Annotated in this window: 20 protein-coding genes; 12 read left to right on the top strand and 8 right to left on the bottom strand. The window is 39.1% G+C overall.

Annotated features, from left to right (window positions below):
- Nucleotides 1–18 precede the first annotated feature (18 nt).
- Nucleotides 19–447: an FxLYD domain-containing protein gene (locus tag ACTIEV_RS08525; protein WP_322194869.1), complete on the bottom strand. Its 429-nt coding sequence runs from the start codon at nt 445–447 to the stop codon at nt 19–21.
- Nucleotides 448–580: 133 nt separating this feature from the next.
- Between ACTIEV_RS08525 and upp the strand changes: the two genes are divergently transcribed.
- Both upp and ACTIEV_RS08515 read left to right on the top strand, forming a co-directional pair.
- On the top strand, nt 581–1,234 hold the full coding sequence (gene upp, locus ACTIEV_RS08520; RefSeq protein ID WP_322194867.1) for a uracil phosphoribosyltransferase: 654 nt from the start codon (nt 581–583) through the stop codon (nt 1,232–1,234).
- Nucleotides 1,235–1,344: 110 nt separating this feature from the next.
- A complete protein-coding gene (locus tag ACTIEV_RS08515) occupies nt 1,345–2,358 on the top strand; it encodes a PorP/SprF family type IX secretion system membrane protein (protein WP_322194865.1) in 1,014 nt (337 codons plus the stop codon).
- Here ACTIEV_RS08515 and ACTIEV_RS08510 read toward each other — a convergent pair.
- Nucleotides 2,348–2,998: a DNA-3-methyladenine glycosylase gene (locus ACTIEV_RS08510; protein ID WP_322194863.1), complete on the bottom strand. Its 651-nt coding sequence runs from the start codon at nt 2,996–2,998 to the stop codon at nt 2,348–2,350. The genes ACTIEV_RS08515 and ACTIEV_RS08510 overlap by 11 nt on opposite strands.
- Nucleotides 2,999–3,048: 50 nt before the next feature.
- Here ACTIEV_RS08510 and ACTIEV_RS08505 point away from each other — a divergent pair, with 50 nt between their 5' ends.
- Together ACTIEV_RS08505 and ACTIEV_RS08500 are read left to right on the top strand one after the other, a co-directional pair.
- Nucleotides 3,049–3,810, top strand: coding sequence for an EI24 domain-containing protein (locus ACTIEV_RS08505; protein WP_322194862.1), 762 nt, complete (start codon nt 3,049–3,051; stop codon nt 3,808–3,810).
- Nucleotide 3,811: 1 nt separating this feature from the next.
- On the top strand, nt 3,812–4,513 hold the full coding sequence (locus tag ACTIEV_RS08500) for an SAM-dependent methyltransferase (RefSeq protein ID WP_322194860.1): 702 nt from the start codon (nt 3,812–3,814) through the stop codon (nt 4,511–4,513).
- Nucleotides 4,514–4,585: 72 nt separating this feature from the next.
- On the opposite strand, the gene ACTIEV_RS08495 is transcribed toward ACTIEV_RS08500, so the two are convergent.
- Complete coding sequence (locus ACTIEV_RS08495) at nt 4,586–4,981, bottom strand: hypothetical protein (RefSeq protein WP_322194857.1); 396 nt, start codon at nt 4,979–4,981, stop codon at nt 4,586–4,588.
- Complete coding sequence (locus ACTIEV_RS08490; RefSeq protein ID WP_322194855.1) at nt 4,982–6,346, bottom strand: M20/M25/M40 family metallo-hydrolase; 1,365 nt, start codon at nt 6,344–6,346, stop codon at nt 4,982–4,984. It abuts the gene before it with no gap.
- A 283-nt stretch (nt 6,347–6,629) separates the two neighbouring features.
- Between ACTIEV_RS08490 and bshA the strand changes: the two genes are divergently transcribed.
- On the top strand, nt 6,630–7,766 hold the full coding sequence (gene bshA, locus ACTIEV_RS08485) for an N-acetyl-alpha-D-glucosaminyl L-malate synthase BshA (RefSeq protein ID WP_322194853.1): 1,137 nt from the start codon (nt 6,630–6,632) through the stop codon (nt 7,764–7,766).
- A gap of 90 nt (nt 7,767–7,856) precedes the next feature.
- Here bshA and ACTIEV_RS08480 read toward each other — a convergent pair whose 3' ends face one another.
- Both ACTIEV_RS08480 and ACTIEV_RS08475 read right to left on the bottom strand, forming a co-directional pair.
- Nucleotides 7,857–9,050 (bottom strand): aspartate aminotransferase family protein, encoded by a 1,194-nt coding sequence (locus ACTIEV_RS08480; protein ID WP_322194851.1) that lies wholly within the window; start codon nt 9,048–9,050, stop codon nt 7,857–7,859.
- A 74-nt stretch (nt 9,051–9,124) separates the two neighbouring features.
- Nucleotides 9,125–9,490, bottom strand: a complete 366-nt coding sequence (locus ACTIEV_RS08475; RefSeq protein ID WP_322194849.1) for a four helix bundle protein — start codon at nt 9,488–9,490, stop codon at nt 9,125–9,127.
- Nucleotides 9,491–9,669: 179 nt separating this feature from the next.
- Between ACTIEV_RS08475 and ACTIEV_RS08470 the strand changes: the two genes are divergently transcribed.
- On the top strand, nt 9,670–10,191 hold the full coding sequence (locus ACTIEV_RS08470) for a gamma carbonic anhydrase family protein (protein ID WP_322194847.1): 522 nt from the start codon (nt 9,670–9,672) through the stop codon (nt 10,189–10,191).
- Nucleotides 10,192–10,272: 81 nt separating this feature from the next.
- Here ACTIEV_RS08470 and rsgA read toward each other — a convergent pair whose 3' ends face one another.
- On the bottom strand, nt 10,273–11,196 hold the full coding sequence (rsgA, locus tag ACTIEV_RS08465) for a ribosome small subunit-dependent GTPase A (RefSeq protein WP_322194844.1): 924 nt from the start codon (nt 11,194–11,196) through the stop codon (nt 10,273–10,275).
- A gap of 149 nt (nt 11,197–11,345) precedes the next feature.
- On the opposite strand from rsgA, the gene ubiE reads away from it, so the two are divergent.
- The 5 genes from ubiE (at nt 11,346) to ACTIEV_RS08440 (ending at nt 17,292) form a co-directional block, all read left to right on the top strand.
- On the top strand, nt 11,346–12,089 hold the full coding sequence (gene ubiE / locus ACTIEV_RS08460) for a bifunctional demethylmenaquinone methyltransferase/2-methoxy-6-polyprenyl-1,4-benzoquinol methylase UbiE (protein ID WP_322194842.1): 744 nt from the start codon (nt 11,346–11,348) through the stop codon (nt 12,087–12,089).
- Entirely contained in the window at nt 12,062–12,781 is a 720-nt protein-coding gene (locus tag ACTIEV_RS08455; protein ID WP_322194840.1) for a porin family protein, read from the top strand. Before ubiE ends, ACTIEV_RS08455 begins: the two co-directional genes overlap by 28 nt.
- 50 nt (nt 12,782–12,831) lie before the next feature.
- Nucleotides 12,832–14,172, top strand: a complete 1,341-nt coding sequence (locus tag ACTIEV_RS08450) for a dihydroorotase (protein ID WP_322194838.1) — start codon at nt 12,832–12,834, stop codon at nt 14,170–14,172.
- A 69-nt stretch (nt 14,173–14,241) separates the two neighbouring features.
- Complete coding sequence (locus tag ACTIEV_RS08445; protein WP_322194836.1) at nt 14,242–15,555, top strand: MutS-related protein; 1,314 nt, start codon at nt 14,242–14,244, stop codon at nt 15,553–15,555.
- 195 nt (nt 15,556–15,750) lie between these two features.
- On the top strand, nt 15,751–17,292 hold the full coding sequence (locus tag ACTIEV_RS08440) for a YifB family Mg chelatase-like AAA ATPase (RefSeq protein ID WP_322194834.1): 1,542 nt from the start codon (nt 15,751–15,753) through the stop codon (nt 17,290–17,292).
- 256 nt (nt 17,293–17,548) lie between these two features.
- Here ACTIEV_RS08440 and ACTIEV_RS08435 read toward each other — a convergent pair whose 3' ends face one another.
- Complete coding sequence (locus tag ACTIEV_RS08435) at nt 17,549–17,857, bottom strand: glycosyl hydrolase 108 family protein (protein WP_416194662.1); 309 nt, start codon at nt 17,855–17,857, stop codon at nt 17,549–17,551.
- Between the two features lie 89 nt (nt 17,858–17,946).
- On the opposite strand from ACTIEV_RS08435, the gene ACTIEV_RS08430 reads away from it, so the two are divergent.
- A partial coding sequence (locus ACTIEV_RS08430; protein WP_439516349.1) for a hypothetical protein occupies nt 17,947–18,418 on the top strand: 472 nt, incomplete at its 3' end.

The raw sequence follows: 18,418 nt of genomic DNA, 5'->3' as shown, positions 1-18,418 counted from the left end.
GCAGAGTTTGGTTAAAAATCACTCAGCCCCTGAAATATCGCCGATTGCTTTGTTTATGGAGATGGCAACACTATCCGTTCCCTTAGGTGCGAAATATTTGGTTTTGAATTTGACTGTTTGTCCGGGTCCAATATTTTCATAAATCGTTTCCAATCCTTCATCCAATTTTGCACCTGTTTTGCTAAAGAACGATAATCGCAATTCCACATCTTTGTACCAGCAAACTGTTGCTTTATTTGAAATAGATCCCATCACCACTGTTTGTCCGATCAGATTTTTTCTATCACGATTGGTGACCATCAAAAATCTTTTAGGGTTATTCTTTTCCTTTTCAGCAAGTGTTTCTTTTACTGTCTCATAACTTTTTTCAAAATTCTTCTCTTCTTTCTTTGACTCACAAGCACTCAATAAGACAATGATGATCAATATGCTGCCTAATTTTTGCATAAGGGTTTATTTCTACCAAAATAATCTTTTTACCGTTTTGAAGACGTTAAAGCCATTGAAACAGCTCGAAAAACTTAAATTTCCGATTCCAAGAGATAGATTTTAGTTTTGAAGCCTTCAATCTTATCATGCCATGATCGTAAACCTAAGTCAGGAACATAGCCTTGTTAGTAACTGGGTATCGGAATTAAGAAATGTAGATATCCAAGGCGACCGTATGCGTTTTCGCAGAAATCTGGAACGTATCGGAGAGATTGCCGCTTATGAAATTAGCAAGCGTATGCCCTACAAGGTAACCGAAGTACCTACCCCATTGGGTACACATGATAGTAAGATATTGGAACAACAACCGGTATTGGCTACTATTCTTAGAGCAGGTTTACCCATGCACAATGGTATGCTGAATTACTTTGATCGGGCAGATAATGCTTTTGTCTCTGCTTATAGAAAACACCATAGAGACGGCTCTTTTGAAATCAGTCTGGAATACATGAGTTGTCCGTCATTAGACAACCGTATCGTTATCATCAGCGACCCCATGCTGGCTACCGGTGCTTCTATTGTAAAAACCATCCAATACATGAAAGATGAGGGTACTCCCAAAGAATTCCATGTAGTGGTAGCTATTGCTTGCAGCGTGGGTATAGAGTTGATTCATAGAGATTGCGGAGAAGATATTCATATCTGGTGCGGGGATATTGACGATGAATTAACTGCTAAAGGATACATTGTTCCTGGTCTTGGAGATGCGGGCGATTTAGCCTTCGGAACCAAAAATCAATCCTAATTAGTGCAGCGATCATCGCTTTTTCAGGGTCAAAGATGGACGTTAAGGACAACCTAATCTTCTAAACGAACGTATCTCTTTCAGGAAGATTATCCTAAATTAGACCTCTTGTGAAAAAGCTGACTAAAATATGCTGCTTAGGACTACTGTTAATGCTCACTAAAAATGCATTAGCACAAGACCCTAATTTTTCTCAGTTTTTTTCTTCTCCTCTAACCCTCAATCCTGCTTTCACCGGAAAATTTTATGGCAGTTATCGTGTCGCAGGTAATTATCGTAACCAGTGGCCTAGTATTGAAAAAGCTTATACAACAGCTACCGCTTCCATCGATTTTCAGATCATGCAAGACCGAATTGCTTCTAATGATACTTGGGGTGTTGGATTTATGGGCTTAACAGACAATAGCGCCAATGGTGCTGTAAAATTTAATTACGCTTCTGTAGGCACAGCTTATCATAAGGGTTTGGATGAAGAAGGATATCATCAACTCAGTGCGGGATTCCAATTGACTTACGCGAATATGCTGATCAATACCCATATGCTCAAGTTTGAAGATCAGCTGACCAATGCAGGTTTCACGGGTGTTACTTCCGAAGTATTCAATACCGGTACGCTGAATTCTAAATATGTAGATATCAATGCCGGTATTTTGTACAACGGCAACACCAATGACCGTAATAATTTTTATATGGGCGTCAGTATGTATCACATCAATAAACCTAAACAATCTTTTACCGGCGCTGAATATTTATTACCAACAAGAACCACTTTTCATGCAGGCACTTATTTTCCGGTGGGTAATACCACAACCTTACACATGAGTGGAATGCAAATGTTTCAAGGGAGTGCTTCTTCGACCATGCTGGGAGCTGCTTTACAATTCAGTGCTAATCCGGATGATATCAAGGCCACGAGTTTATATGTGGGTACATGGATGAGATTGAAAGATGCCATTATCCCTTATGTCGGTATTGAATTTGATGATTTCCGAATTGGTGCCACTTATGATTATAACTCTTCTCAACTAAGAACAGCTTCACAAAACAGAGGTGGCATAGAGATTTCTCTGATTTATATCAGAAGGCCTTCATCCGATAAGGTCATCAACTGTCCTAAGTTTTAAATCTCCCTCCATTAAATGGAGATTTACTGACATGTAGATTCCCTTTCAGCATAAATCGATAAGGCAATGACGCATCTTCTTCAGCATAATCAACCCCAATTCGAGGAGTAGCCAATATGTTTGCTTTGGATATTTTCCAGCCATCATCCGATATAAATAGAGCAGATTCCTGTAATGACATTCCTGTATGATCCGTTTTGATATCCAAGGCTTTTGTTACATTACCCGGACCCCTGCCTATACTAGGGTCGAACTTTGTTTTTTTAAAGCGTTGCAACATTTGCTCCACACCATCTATCGGCTCAATACCTCGAATTAAAACCGCATGCGGAATAGATGCTTCATTGGTAACTACATTGAATAGGTGATGAATACCATAACAGAGATACACATACGCAATTCCACCGGGTTCATACATCACCGCTGTTCTATTGGTGAATCTACCCCCATAAGCATGGGAAGCTTTATCAATTACCCCATTATATGCTTCCGTCTCAACAATTCTACCGGCAGTTAATGTATGCTCAAAATAAGTGACCAATATTTTACCAATGAGCTGTTTGGCTACCGCACAAACATTATGGTTTCGGTAGAAATCAAGTGGCAATCTATTTCTATAATATTCATTTAAAGGTTTCACAGAATAAACATACTGAATACATTAACTTAGTGCATTAAAATCCCCTCAGCTTGCTCAAGGAACTTATTATTGCGATACAATCCTATTCACAAGCCCATCAGTTTATCATCAAACATAAACTCTGGAAATGGATCCTTATTCCAGGCCTGTTGTATACCCTGCTGTTTTTAACCGGTATGTATTATTTTGGACAAACTTCCGGAGATTTTATTGAGTGGATGGCAATGAAGACCGGTTTACGAGGATGGATTGATCAATTCTCTAATAGTTTTGTTGGCTTTCTCTTTGTTTTTGGAACCGCTTTATTATGGCTGGTATTGATGTTGCTGTATTTCTCCTTGTTCAAATTTTTATTCCTGATCATTGGCTCACCTGTATTTGCATATTTAAGTGAAAAAACAGCATCGATCATTGAAGGAAAAGATTTCCCATTTAGTTTCGCTCAATTGGGGAAAGATATTTTGCGTGGTATTAAACTCGCATTGAGAAATAGTGTGTGGCAAACAGTGTATGTATTATCCATCTTATTATTAAGTCTTATCCCACTCATCGGATGGCTCACTCCTATTTTAGCTGTGCTGGTAGAATGTTATTATTACGGATTCTCTATGCTTGACTACAGTATGGAGCGTCAAAAAAAATCGCCGGCTGAAAGTATTTTTTATATTGGCAATCATAAAGGACTTGCCATTGGGAATGGCTTTATATTTTATTTGATGCACATGTTTCCGATCATCGGTTGGATACTTGCTCCATCTTATGCAGTAGTAGCTGCAACACTCAGTACCTATCCCAATAGTTCAAAGCAATAATATGCAGTTTGGAAAGCTATACCTGATTCCTACGGTTTTGTATGAAGATGCGGTTGAAACAATTCCTCCTTATATTCTGGATGCCGTAAAAGACTGCTCTGTTTTTTTTGTAGAACAGGAAAAAACTGCCCGACGTTTTCTAAAAAAATTATGGAGAGAGATGATCATTGATGACTATCAATGGTTTACCATACATAAGGCTGAGGCTGAAGTAAAACAGACATTTATTCAACTGCTACAAGCGGGCAAGAATATTGGCATTATTAGTGAAGCAGGATGCCCGGGTATTGCTGATCCGGGACAAATACTTGTAGAAGCGGCACAAAGTATTGGCGTTACAGTGAAACCATTGGTAGGACCCAGTTCTATTTTGCTGGCTTTAATGGCCAGTGGTATGAATGGACAATGTTTTCAGTTTCATGGTTATTTGCCTATTGATGGAACTGAGCGAAAGAAAAAAATTCGAGAACTGGAAGCAGATTCTTTGAAACGAAACTGTACACAACTATTCATTGAAACCCCTTATCGCAATAATGCGCTCATCAATGATCTTCTTCAAAGTTGTAAACCCGAGACAAAACTATGTATAGCTGTAGATATTACAGCTGCAACTGAATCCATCAAAACAAAATCAATCCGTCAATGGAAGCAGGATCAACCTGATATCCATAAAAAGCTAGCAATCTTTTTACTACAAGCCTAATCATTTCAAAATCTCAGCGCCAACTCCGCGCCCTCATTTCTCTGCGGTATAAGACCGCAGAGAGATTCAGGATTATTTGGGAGCAATGATACTTTCGGTTGCAGCACCGCGCACTTCATACACACTATCTACGATGTTTCGTTCCAATCCGCGCCAGGGTAATGTACCTATATATCTTTTATAATGGAGTTCTACTTCTTTGCCCGAACAACGCAATAACTGTTCAGCAACAGATTCACTGGTAACACTAAAATCGAATTCATTGCTTTGTACATTGGCACGAAAGCCACTTTGAATAATTTTCCCTTCCCAGGTTTTAAAAAGAACTCCTTTTTTTTGAAAGGTATTCAATAACCCGGCTTTGGTTCCTTCTGCATAAACAAAATAATAACGCCAGTAAATGAATCCTGAAAGCGCTACGAATACAATGATAATAGTGGTCCAGATGATTTTTTGTTTGGTTGTCATTTATAAACCATATTTATCTACAAGGTAAATCAATGCTGCCATATTCACAGCGCCTAGTAACAGCTCTCGTTTATTGACATTTTCAAATACATCTGTTCTTGCATGATGCAGATCGAAGTAACGTTGTGGATCGGGAATGAAACCGGCAATCGGTGTACCAAATGTTCGATTCAGCGGACCGATATCTGCGCCGCCGCCACTACCAGACATATCTTCTGTTCCATAAGGTTTCAACAAGGGTAACCAGGACTGCATTTTATCATGTTTATCTTTAGGCGCTGTAAAACCAAAACCTCTGGGTGTAAATCCACCTGCATCACTTTCCAGTGCGAAAATGTGTTTCTCTCCTTTTTCTTTGGCTTCAGCTGCATATTTATTACCACCACGCATTCCATTTTCTTCATTGGCAAATAGTACAAAGCGAATGGTTCTTTTGGGTTGATAGCCGATGGCTTTCAATGCGCGCATGACTTCAATAGTATGTACTACTCCGGCGCCGTCATCATGTGCACCTTCATTCACATCCCAGCTATCCAAATGTCCACCAACAGTAATGATTTCATCCGGGAAAGTGGTTCCTCTGAGCTCTCCAATCACGTTGTGCCCAATAGTATCCGGAAGAAATTTTGCGCTTGTCTTCATAGAAACGCTAAAAGAGGATTGTTTAGTCAATTCCCAGATATAATCAGCATCTCTGGGACCCATAGCAATAGCAGGAATTTTAGGGAATGAATCATTATAAGCAGTACTACCTGTATGTGGATCATTGGCTGTTGATTCCGTTAAAGAACGAATCATCACCCCAACAGCACCATATTTAGCAGCCATACTCGGACCTGCTCTTCTCGATACACCTGTTTGTCCGTATGAAACAAAGGGTTTGATATTGGTGGGATCAAAAGAATGATTGAAATAAACGATCTTACCCTTCACTTCTTCCTTCCTCTTTTCCATCTCATCAAAACTATTGAAGGCAATGACTTGTGCTGTCACGGGTTTTCCATTTCCTAAAGAATTTCCCAATGCGAGTACATCCAAAGCTCTGTTGACTTTTTTCCCGTCGATCGTTACAACCCTTGCCTCTTCTTTTGCACCTCTTACCCAACGAGGCACCATACATTCCTGTAACCACACTTTATCTGCTCCCATTTCTTTGAGTGCTTTTTCACCCCAAGCTTCGGCTTTATACATTTGGGGGGAACCTGCTATTCTTCCACCTACTTGCTTGGTTAATTGGTATAGAAGGTCATAAGCCTTCCCATTTCTCAATATTTCATCTGATATCTTTTTGATGACAGCAGCGTCTTCCTGCTGTGCAAAGCCGCCAAATGGCAGTAATAATAATAGAAAGTATATTTTTTTCATACCGCTAAAGTTAATGATTTGTCATGTTTTCTGAGCCTTTGATGAGCGGAGAACCATATTGTGATAAATATTGTTAATTGCGGGTATCTTTGAAGGATGGATTTATTGTTGGTTATCCTGGTATTGTATGAGTGTTTTCTTTGCATACTTAATAATCAACCACAGAGCACACAGAGGTTTACACTGAGTTACACAGTGTATAATAATACAATATTGGTAGCGTTGAATCGTCAAATCAAAGATCCCCGAAGGGGTCCTTCGGACAAAAATTCAAAAATCGAATATGCGTATAGGAATTGTTTGTTATCCAACATTTGGTGGTAGTGGCGTACTGGCAACGGAATTGGGAAAGGCACTGGCAGATGAAGGTCATCAGGTACATTTTATTACTTATCAACAACCGGTAAGACTGAATGTCTTTAATGCCAATATTTTTTATCACGAAGTGCGCGTTCCTACCTACCCGCTTTTTGATTATCCGCCTTATGAAGTAGCATTGGCCAGTACGATGGTAGATGTAATCATGAATCATGACCTGGATTTGCTACATGTGCATTATGCCATACCGCATGCTTCTGCTGCCTATATGGCTAAACAGATTGTGAAACAAAAAACCAATCGAAATATTCCCGTCATCACAACCTTACATGGTACCGATATTACTTTAGTAGGCAAAGACAAAACCTATGAACCGGTTGTAACCTTTTCGATTAATGAAAGCGATGCGATAACTGCAGTATCGAATAATCTGCGTGAAGAAACCTACAAATCATTTCATATCCAGAAGGAGATAGAAGTCATACACAACTTTGTTGATGTTGGACGATTTGATAAAAAGCCGATTGATGCATTTAGAAAAGTGATTGCGCCCAATGGTGAAAAAATATTGATCCACGCATCCAATTTCCGCAAGGTGAAAAGAGTGATTGATGTAGTAAAAATATTTGCAGCAGTCAGAAAAGAAATGCCTGCCAAACTGTTGATGGTGGGTGATGGACCTGAAAGACCCGGCACAGAAGAGTTAACCAGAGAATTGGGGATTGAAGACGACGTTCGCTTTTTAGGGAAGCAAGAGCAGATGGAGGATATTTTAGCGGTAAGCGATGTCTTTATACTCCCTTCTGAATATGAGAGTTTTGGTTTGGCAGCTTTAGAAGCCATGGCTGCGAGAACAGTAGTGATTAGTTCAAATGCCGGCGGATTAACAGAAATCAATATTCAAGGAGAAACAGGATTTATGGCCGATGTAGGTGATGTAGCCACCATGAGCAAGTTTGCCAATAATCTTCTGAAAGATGATCAACAACTGGAGACCATGAAAAAAGCTGCTTATGTACAAGCATGCAGATTTGATATCAAGAATATCATTCCTCTCTATGAAAAATTGTATAGCAGGTTTTGTAGAATGGGGCCCTGTTAGTAGTAGTTAGTTGACAGATAATAGTTGACAGATGACAGTTGACAGGAGGAAATAGTTTTAATCTGTCAACTATCATCTGTCAACTGTCAACTAAGATTTACTAAGAACTTCATCAATACTCTTAATAATCATTGCACATACTGCAGAGAGTTCATCTTCAGAAATAATCAGTGGTGGTGCAATTCTCAAACGATCGGGAGCAAACAAAAACCAATCCGTAATCAATCCATTTTTTACGCATTGATGTACGATGGCTTGATTGGTAAAATCATCTTTAAACTTCAGCGACATCCATAAGCCATGTGCACTTTTTGCGAGAATAGCCGGATGTTTGAGTTCTTCTTGTAAAATATGCTCTTTCTTTTTAGCGCTCGCGATCAAATCACCTGATAATAATATTTCAAAAGCTGCTTTACCGGCTGCACAACTCACAGGATGACCACCAAAAGTGGTGATATGTCCGAGTACAGGATTGTACGTTAAAGTTGACATTAATTTTTTATCGGCAATAAAAGCACCCAAAGGCATGCCGCCACCTAGTGCTTTTCCTAGTAGTAAAATATCGGGCACAACATTGAATTGTTCAAATGCCCAAACGGTACCGGTTCTACCAAAGCCTGCTTGAATTTCATCAAAAATAAGTAGCACACAGTGTTCATCACATTTTTTTCTGATGGCTTGTAACCACTCTTTGCGAGGAACGGTAATACCACTTTCTGCTTGAACCGTTTCTAGGATCACACAGGCAACAGATGAGTCGATGGATTCAAGTACTGCATCATCATCATAATTAAAATGCAAGATATCCGGCAATAAAGGTCTGAAAGCATTGCGCCAATATTCTCCTCCCATAATACTCAAGGCTCCGTGTGTACTTCCATGATAAGCATTATGGAAAGCAATCATTTTAGATCTTCCAGTGATACGCTTAGCCAACTTCATAGCCCCTTCTGTAGCTTCAGCACCACTGTTGGTAAAGTATACACAGTTCAAAGAAGCAGGTAGATGATTAGTCAGCAGTTTTGCATATTGTACTTGTGGGCTTTCTATAAACTCACCATAAACAATCAAGTGCATGTATTCAGCAGCCTGTTCCTGAACAGCTTTCACCACAGCAGGATGGCTATGACCGATATTACAAACACTAAAACCGGAGATGAGATCAACATATTTTTTTTCCGAGGTATCCCAAAGATGTATGCCCTTTGCTTTAGTGATCTCTAACCCAATCGGAGCAGAAGACGTCTGGGCAACATGTTGAAGAAAAAGTTCCCTGTTATTCATGAGTTGACAGATGATAGTTGACGGATGACAGAAAAAATTCGTTGGCAATGATTAAGACGAAATAAAGATAGTAACTATTTAAGCAGGCCTTGCTCGAAATAGGTAATAAACCCATTGAGTATTCTTAAACATTCATGCAATAAAGGAATAATTTTTTGAACCTCTTCTTGGGGTACTATTTCTATTAATACCGCTATCTTCAGTAAAGTTTCAAGTTCATACATTGAACCTCTAGCCACATGGAAGAATTGTATACTATCCTTTTTATAATTACGACCACAACCTTCTGCGATATTAGCCGGAATAGATACAGCTGCTCTACGTAATTGAGCTGTAAGAGCGTACAATTCTTCTCGAGGATATAGTTTTGTAACCCTGTATACTTCGCCTACCAACTCCATCGATTTTTTCCAAACTATTAAATTTTCATAGTAAGTCATGTATTATATTTTACTCCAATTTTGCAAAATATAATGCCGCTAATATATTTCCAAACGCCTAAATACAAGGCGGTTCGCTTCAGTTATATTCTCTTGATTTAAAGTATACGATCTAACTATTTTGATTGTAACTTTAAACAATCTGTCAACTATTATCTATCAACTGTCAACTAAAAAAAATGCCATTAATCCTCCCCGTCCTTGGTAAACATCCTCAATTTGGTGAAAATTGTTTTATTGCGCCCAATGCCACCATTGTTGGTGATGTGATCATGGGTGATGATTGTAGTATATGGTTCAATGCAGTAGTAAGAGGCGATGTTCATTATATCCGAATGGGTAATAAAGTGAATATTCAGGATGGTGCAGTCATCCATTGCACGTATCAAAAAAATGCTACTGAAATCGGAAATAACGTATCCATCGGACATAATGCCTTGGTACATGGCTGTACCATTCATGATAATGTACTCATTGGTATGGGCGCCATTGTAATGGATCGTTGTGTTGTTCACAGCAATTCCATCATTGCCGCAGGTGCTGTACTATTAGAAGGAACTGTTGTGGAAGCAGGCTGTATCTATGCAGGTGTTCCTGCTAAAAAGGTGAAAGATATTTCCCAAGAACTCATCAACGGAGAAATCAAACGCATCTCAAATAACTATGTGATGTATGCTTCTTGGTTTCAGGAAGGAAAGTAGGGTTGACAGATGTTAGTTGACAGTTGATAGGAACAAGAATATTGCTGTTTTCTCTGTCAATTGTCAACTATCAACTATCAACTAATATTCCTCCCCCATCGTATCCAATATCGTCCTATAACTGATATATCTTTCTTCAGAAATTTCTCCTTGCATCACTGCTTTTTTCACCGCACAATTGGGTTCTTCAATATGCATGCAGTTATTGAATTGGCAGTCATTCATCTTTTTTCTCATTTCCGGAAAATAATGTGCAAGTTCTTCTTTTTCTATATCAACGAGACCAAATTCACGAACACCCGGGGTGTCAATAATGTGACCTCCACCCGGTAGGTCAAACATTTCTGCAAAAGTGGTGGTATGCATTCCTTTGCCACTCCATCCACTCACTTCTTGTGTACGCAAGTTGAATTCAGGAAACAATGCATTCACACAGGTTGATTTTCCCACACCACTATGTCCACTGAGTAAAGATGTTTTGTTATGAAGTATGTTTTTAAGCACTTCTAATCCTTCCCTTTTTTCAACACTGCACAGCAATACTTGATAACCAATCTTTGTATAGATATCTTGTAACTGTTCAAATTTTTCCATCTCTTTTTTGCGATAGATATCTGATTTATTAAAAACGATGATAGCCGGAACATGATAGGCTTCACAAGAGATTAAAAATCGGTCCATAAAACCCTGAGAGGTTTTAGGGTCTTTTAAGGTTACAAATAATAAACTCTGATCCAGATTAGATGCAATGATATGATGCAAATGTTTATTGTGAGGTGAGATACGGGCCACATAATTCTTCCGATCATGAATGGTACTGATGATGGCAGACTCTTCTTCTACCTCCTCAATCTCCATTTCTACTTCATCACCCACTGCAATAGGATTGGTAGACGTGATCCCCTCAATTTTCATCACACCTTTGATACGGGCATTGTACAAACGTCCGTCTTCCCCTTTAGCGATATACCAACTACCCGTTGATTTATAAATTCGAGCCCTCATTCAAACGAAGATAATAAGCCTTCGCGGCTTTCCAACCATCGAGAAAAACAGTTCAAAATCAATATTTGCGAAACATTAACCCCTGTTTTAAGGGCTATAACGCAACAATGACTGACCTTCAGGATGGAAATCAATATCTTTGTTGCCTTATGGCAAAGTTTGCGCACGATGAGGTGGTTCCTTACCAGCAAAGTGAAAAAGGAAAAAAGGAGCAGGTAGCAGAGATGTTCAACAGTATCGCTTTCCGATACGATTTTTTAAATCGTTTTCTGACAGCGGGTATAGATATCCAATGGCGGAAAAAGGCAATCAGACAACTGAAAGATATTCATCCGCAGTTGGTATTGGATGTGGCAACTGGTACTGCTGATGTAGCCATTATGACGCATCAGATGCTTAAAACCAACAAGATCATTGGCATAGATATTTCTGAAGGGATGTTGGAACTCGGAAGAGGGAAGTTGAAAAAACTAAACCTGACCGATCACATCAGCCTTCAAACCGGAGACAGTGAAACCATTCATTTCCCCGATAACCATTTTGATGCCATTACCGTATCCTTTGGTGTTCGGAATTTCGCTCACTTGGATAAGGGAATGTCAGAAATGTATCGGGTACTTCGTCCGGGTGGAAAATTGGTGGTTCTGGAATTCTCCAGACCAAAACAGCCACTTTTCAGAAAAATGTGTGATTTTTATACCAATGTGATTACACCGGGTGTAGGAAAACTATTTGCAAATAATAAAGATGCGTATCAATACCTGAACGATAGTGTTCAAGCCTTCCCTGAAGGAGAAAACTTTTTAAATATTATGCATGAAGCAGGATTTACTCAAACTTATTTGAAAAAACTCAGTTTCGGCATATGCACTATTTATTGCGGAAGCAAGTAATCCTGTTTGCGGTCATCCTTTTTTCTTCTGTGTCTGTAGGGGCGCAGAAGCAACGTTATCGTCCTAATCACGATGACCTGCCTTATTATTTTGGTCTGACATTGGGCTATAATAGTTCCTATCTCCATCAAAATAAATCACCCCTTTTTCTGCAATCCGATTCAGTCTTATCTGTTGAACCCGGAGCCAGTGGTGGTATTGTAATGGGACTTTTAGCAACGGTTAAAATGACCAATCGATTTGAATTTCGTGCCAATCCGCAACTGATCATTGGCGGCTCAAAATTTATGGCTTATCGTTTAGGGCCTACGAAACCGGGAGAAGCTTCTTTTCAAAAACAAACGTTACCGGCTACACTCATCAGCTTACCATTACAATTTAAATTCAATTCCGACCGTATCGGTAATTTCAGAACCTATTTGTTAGGGGGTATTAAACTAGATACAGACTTATCCAGTAATTCATCTGCTCGTTTATCAGAGGACCTGCTAAAACTGAAAAGAAATGATTTTGGCTTTGAAACAGGCATCGGTTTTAATTTTTATTTGCCCTTTGTAACCGTTTCTCCGGAGATCAAATTCAGTTATGGGTTATCCAATATTCATCAATATGATCGGAATCTTAAATACTCCAATGTTTTGGATAAGATTCAATCCCGCATGATCATTTTCTCTATTCATTTGGAAGATTGAGGTTTACTGCTCATGATGTAATAAATTGCAGCATTGCTAATGCATTGCTTATGAAAGATTATATCATTAAAAATACCGCCATTGTAAACGAAGGAACGATTACACATGGTGACGTATGGATCAGAAATTCCAGAATCGAAAAAGTTGGCGGCTCACTAAACCCTGCTGTAAATGCAGTAGAAATCGATGGTAGTCAGCAATATCTTTTACCCGGTGTAATAGACGACCAGGTTCATTTTCGCGAACCCGGACTTACCCATAAAGCCACTATTTACACGGAGGCAAAAGCAGCTGTGGCAGGTGGTGTTACCAGCTTTATGGAAATGCCGAATACCAGTCCACCTGCGTTTACTCAAGAATTATTGGAACAGAAATATGAAACCGGAAGAAATACTTCACTGGCCAATTATTCATTCTTCATGGGTACTTCGAATAATAACCTGGATGAAGTGCTACGAACCAATGAAAAGAAAAATGAGATCTGTGGTATCAAAATATTCATGGGCTCTTCTACCGGGAATTTGTTGGTAGATAATCCATTGATTCTGGAAAAAGTATTTGAAGGTTCTGAAGTATTAATTGCTACCCATTGTGAGGAAGAAAGTATCATTAAAGAAAACCTGGCTGCACTAAAAGCTAAAAAAGGTATTCTCGAGCCTTCTGATCATCCGATCATTCGAAATGAAGATGCTTGTTTTGAATCCTCTTTCCGGGCCATTCAATACGCAAAAAAGTACAATACGCGATTACATATCCTGCACATTACGACAGCCAAAGAATTGCAGCTTTTTGGCAACATGCTTCCGTTAAAAGATAAACGCATTACTTCGGAAGTATGTGTACATCATCTCCATTTTACCAGTGATGATTATGCCCGTTTGGGTAATCAGATCAAGTGTAATCCCGCTATCAAAGCACCCCACAATAGACAAGCATTATGGGAAGCTTTACTAGATGATCGCTTGGATGTCATCGCCACAGACCATGCACCTCATACCTGGGCGGAGAAACAAGAAGATTATGAACATGCCCATGCCGGATTACCATTGATCCAACATTCGCTGGGACTCATGTTACATTATGTGAAAGAAGGAAAAATTAGTATTGAGAAAGTTGTAGAGAAAATGAGTCATGCTGTAGCACAGTGTTTTCAGATCAAGGAAAGAGGATTTATTCGTGAAGGATATTTTGCAGATTTGGTACTGGTAGATATGCATCAATCGAATACCATTCAAAAAGACAATATTCTTTATAAATGTGGCTGGAGCCCGCTCGAAGGCATGACACTCCCCGCAACCATCAACTACACTTTTGTGAATGGACATCCTGTTTATGGAAAAGGGGTATTTGATGAGTCTAAGAGGGGAATGAGGTTGAGCTTTGAGAGATAGTCGATGGTCCATAGTCCATGGTAAAAAATCTACCATGGACTATGGACCATCGACCAAAAAACCAATCATATGCAAATAGATAAAACCACACTAGCTGACCTCTCCATTTTTCATAGTGAGGAAGAATTATCGGTTGTTCATTTTTTAGATCATACGCAAACCGGTGGTGGTAGAGATTATTTGTATGATATCGTGTCAAAGCCTTTAGCCACTGTAGATGCCATTCTCAGCAATCAACAGATCATTAAGGACCTGATGCAAGTGAGCGATCAATGGCCGACTTCTATTACCAATGGAACCATTATGGTGATTGTTCGTTTTTATGAATCGCAGATCAATAAGTATCCTACACAGCCCAATGTATTCAATAGTTTCACGTATAAGCTTTTCAATGCACCTGATTTTTCTTTGACACGGTATACCCTCACACATTGTATTGATTTTATCAAAGGAATGATGCAGGTCAGTGCGTTGTTAAAAGAAAGTAGCAATAGTACACAGTTGAAAATATGGGCAGAGAGAATTGATATGTTGTTGAATAAAGGATTGATTCCTGAGATCGGCACACAATCAAAAGAAGACCTGGTCAATTGGCGTATCCTCAGTTATGCAGATTTCATTCGTTCGCATTATAAAAATCAGATTTTTGAATTGATTGATATTTATAGTCGAATCGATGCATTTCTATCTTTAAGTATCGCTTGTAAAAAATATCATTTTTCATTCCCGGAAGTGAGCCAGTCTGCACAACCTTTTATTGAAGCAACAGGATTGTATCACCCACTATTACAAACGCCTACTGCTTACAATGTGGATATGAGTCGCGATAAGAATTTTCTGTTCTTAACGGGTGCAAATATGGCGGGGAAAAGTACCTTTATCAAGGCGGTAGGCGTGAGTGTATATCTGGCACATTTAGGTATGGCAGTACCTGCAACCAAGATGCAGTTGAGTTTGTTTGATGGATTACTGAGTAATATCAATGTGGTCGACAATATCATAAAAGGAGAAAGCTATTTTTTCAATGAAGTACAACGTATCCGCAATACCATTGAAAAAATCAGTGATGGTAGAAACTGGCTCATTCTTATTGATGAGCTTTTCAAGGGAACCAATGTACAAGATGCTATGAAATGTAGTACTACAGTGATTGAGGGTTTGCGCAAAATGAAAAATGTACTGTTTATCTTATCCACGCATTTATATGAAATAGGAGAACCACTGCAACAATACAGCAATATTCAATTCCGCTATTTCGAAACCAGTGTACAAGATGAACAACTGGTCTTCAGCTATCAATTAAAAGAAGGCATCAGCAATGACAGATTGGGGTATTTGATTTTGAAGAGAGAGGGGGTGGTGGAGCTGCTTGAGAAGCTTTAGAAGTTTGATTTTTAGATCTGTGATTTCTTGATTTGAAGGAGTAAAAAATCAAGAAATCACAGATCTAAAAATCACAGATCAATCAGGTGTTTCTACGTGTATTATTACCTGTTTTACTCATCTTGGTTTTTGCTTCTGTATTTTTCCTTTCTTTTGACTTTTGAATTTTGATTTTTTACTTTTTACTTTCCCTTTATGCTCGTAAAAACATTCGGCAGCGCTGTTTATGGTGTGGAAGCGATTACAATTACGATTGAGGTGAATGTGAGTGCCGGACAAGGGTACCAGATTGTTGGATTACCCGATAATGCGATTCGTGAAAGTTTGCAAAGAACAGAGAGTGCTATCAAAACGAATGATTTTGATATGCCACGTACTAAGATCGTTGTGAACCTAGCTCCGGCTGATATTCGAAAATCAGGTTCTTCTTTTGATCTGCCCATTGCATTAGGGATATTGGGTGCCAGTGAGCAACTAGAAAATGTTGAGGCGTTGAAAGAATATGTGATCATGGGAGAATTGAGTTTGGATGGAAGTATTCAACCTATCAAGGGTGCTTTACCCATTGCCATTCAAGCGAGAAAGGAAGGTTTTAAAGGATTGATTGTACCCAAAGCCAATGCACGTGAAGCAGGTATGGTGAACAACTTGAATGTATATGGCGTAGAACATTTGGATGAAGTGGTAGCATTCTTTGCAGATGAAAACAGTTTACAACCTGTGATCGTCAATACACGAGAAGAGTTTTTTGGCGATCAATATCTATTTGAATTTGATTTCACTGATGTAAAGGGACAAGAAAACATCAAACGCGCTTTGGAGATTGCAGCGGCCGGTGGACATAACGCTATTTTAATTGGTCCACCCGGTGCAGGTAAAACTATGTTGGCGAAACGTTTACCTACCATTCTGCCTCCGCTGAGTTTACAAGAGGCACTCGAAACAACTAAGATCCACAGCGTTGCAGGTAAATTACCGGAGCATAGTGCATTGATCAGTAAGCGTCCGTTTAGGTCACCACATCATACGATAAGTGATGTGGCATTGGTAGGTGGTGGTGGTGTTCCTCAACCGGGTGAAATATCATTGGCGCATAATGGGGTCTTATTTTTAGATGAGTTACCTGAATTTAAAAGAACGGTTTTAGAAGTGATGCGTCAACCGATGGAAGAAAGACGGGTAACGATTTCAAGAGCCAAAATTGCCCTTGATTTTCCTGCAAATTTCATGTTGATTGCGTCGATGAATCCTTGCCCTTGCGGCTATTACAACCACCCCGAAAAAGAATGTACCTGCGGACCGGGTATGGTTCAGAAATATTTAAACAAGGTATCCGGTCCATTATTAGATAGGATTGACTTGCATGTAGAAGTAACCCCCGTTGCATTTAGTGAACTCAGTAATCAGCAACAAGGAGAAAACTCTGCAAGCATTCGCGAACGTGTGATCAAAGCAAGAGAGATACAATCACAGCGATACAATGGAGAAAATGGTGTGTATGCCAATGCACAAATGAGTAGTAAACAGCTTCGGGAAATTTGTAGGATCAGTAGTGTGGGTGAAAACTTACTCAAACGCGCGATGGAAAAATTAAATCTTAGCGCCCGAGCGTATGATCGTATTTTAAAAGTGAGCAGAACCATTGCTGATCTGTCGGGTAGTGAAGATATACAGCCGGAGCATTTAGCGGAAGCGATTCATTATAGAAGTTTGGATCGTGAAGGCTGGGCAGGCTGATTTTTAGAAATTTTTTAAAAATGCAAAATGAAATAAAGATCAGGTTTGTCATGCAGTCAGGTATAACTACAGCTACCATCAAAACACTATCGGTAATATGTTTAGTTATTACATACACAGGATTGATTAAAGGGTTTTAGTATGATGGGAGATAGATTTTTCGCGTTAATTGAAAACTTGAGAATCGTTCATAGTTTCTTTCAGAAAAGTAAAAGAACTAACTTAACAGTTTTGCTAACTTTCAAATGGCCGGAGTTTAGGGAAGCTTACAATTAGACTTAAAGTTATTGTATAAAGTAATTGGATTTATGGCATTAATTGCGTTTAGTGTATTTGCCCCCATTACGCCATCAACCGCTACTGGCGCTCCCCCCGTTTCATTTATTGTTCTCTGTAATACTTTGACTGCATTTCCTCCAGAATTTACAAAGAAATCGAATAATAAGAATCGAAGATCGCCGTCAATAATTTGATCTGCATGTATTGGGTCCCAATATAATTTTTTGTATAAAGTTTTAGTTTGATCGTCTGTGAGATGTTGTAAATTATATAACGTTGGCGCCACACCCTCGCCGTTGTTGGTCGCCTGACCACAGGTGTTCGGAAGAAATAAGCATAATTAGACGAATTTGATAATTTTTTCGTTTCAAGTGCATGAAAGTTGACGCATTGCTACGCTTGATTCCGTCCAACAGCCTTGAACGTCTGGCAGTTTCTACCAATGTTGACCATTATACAAAAAAGCTACAAGGGGAAGTTATTTTAAAACTACTGTTGTATTGCCTATTGAGTCGTAAGGAAAATAGCTTAAGGACTATGAAATCTGCTTATGAATCAATGGTTTTTCAAAGTCTAAAGAATAAATATCCGGGTAGTAAAATCAGCCATAGTTCAATAAGCGAGCGTCTTTCAACCATTGATGTAAGTTATTTTGAGCAACTTTTTAAAGATTGCGTATTGGCATACAAGAATCTGGAAGGAATTAGCTCCGACAATCTTTTAAAGTTTGATTCTACCATTGTATCACTATCTGCTAATCTCATAAATATTGGTTATCAGCTTCCGGGAGGTTCAGCAGCAGTAAAACAACTCAAGTTTACTGTTGGATATTCAAATATTCCAGAAG

This window comes from Sediminibacterium sp. (assembly GCF_051861365.1).
Classification (GTDB): domain Bacteria; phylum Bacteroidota; class Bacteroidia; order Chitinophagales; family Chitinophagaceae; genus Sediminibacterium.
This window is presented reverse-complemented; position numbering and strand designations above follow the sequence as displayed.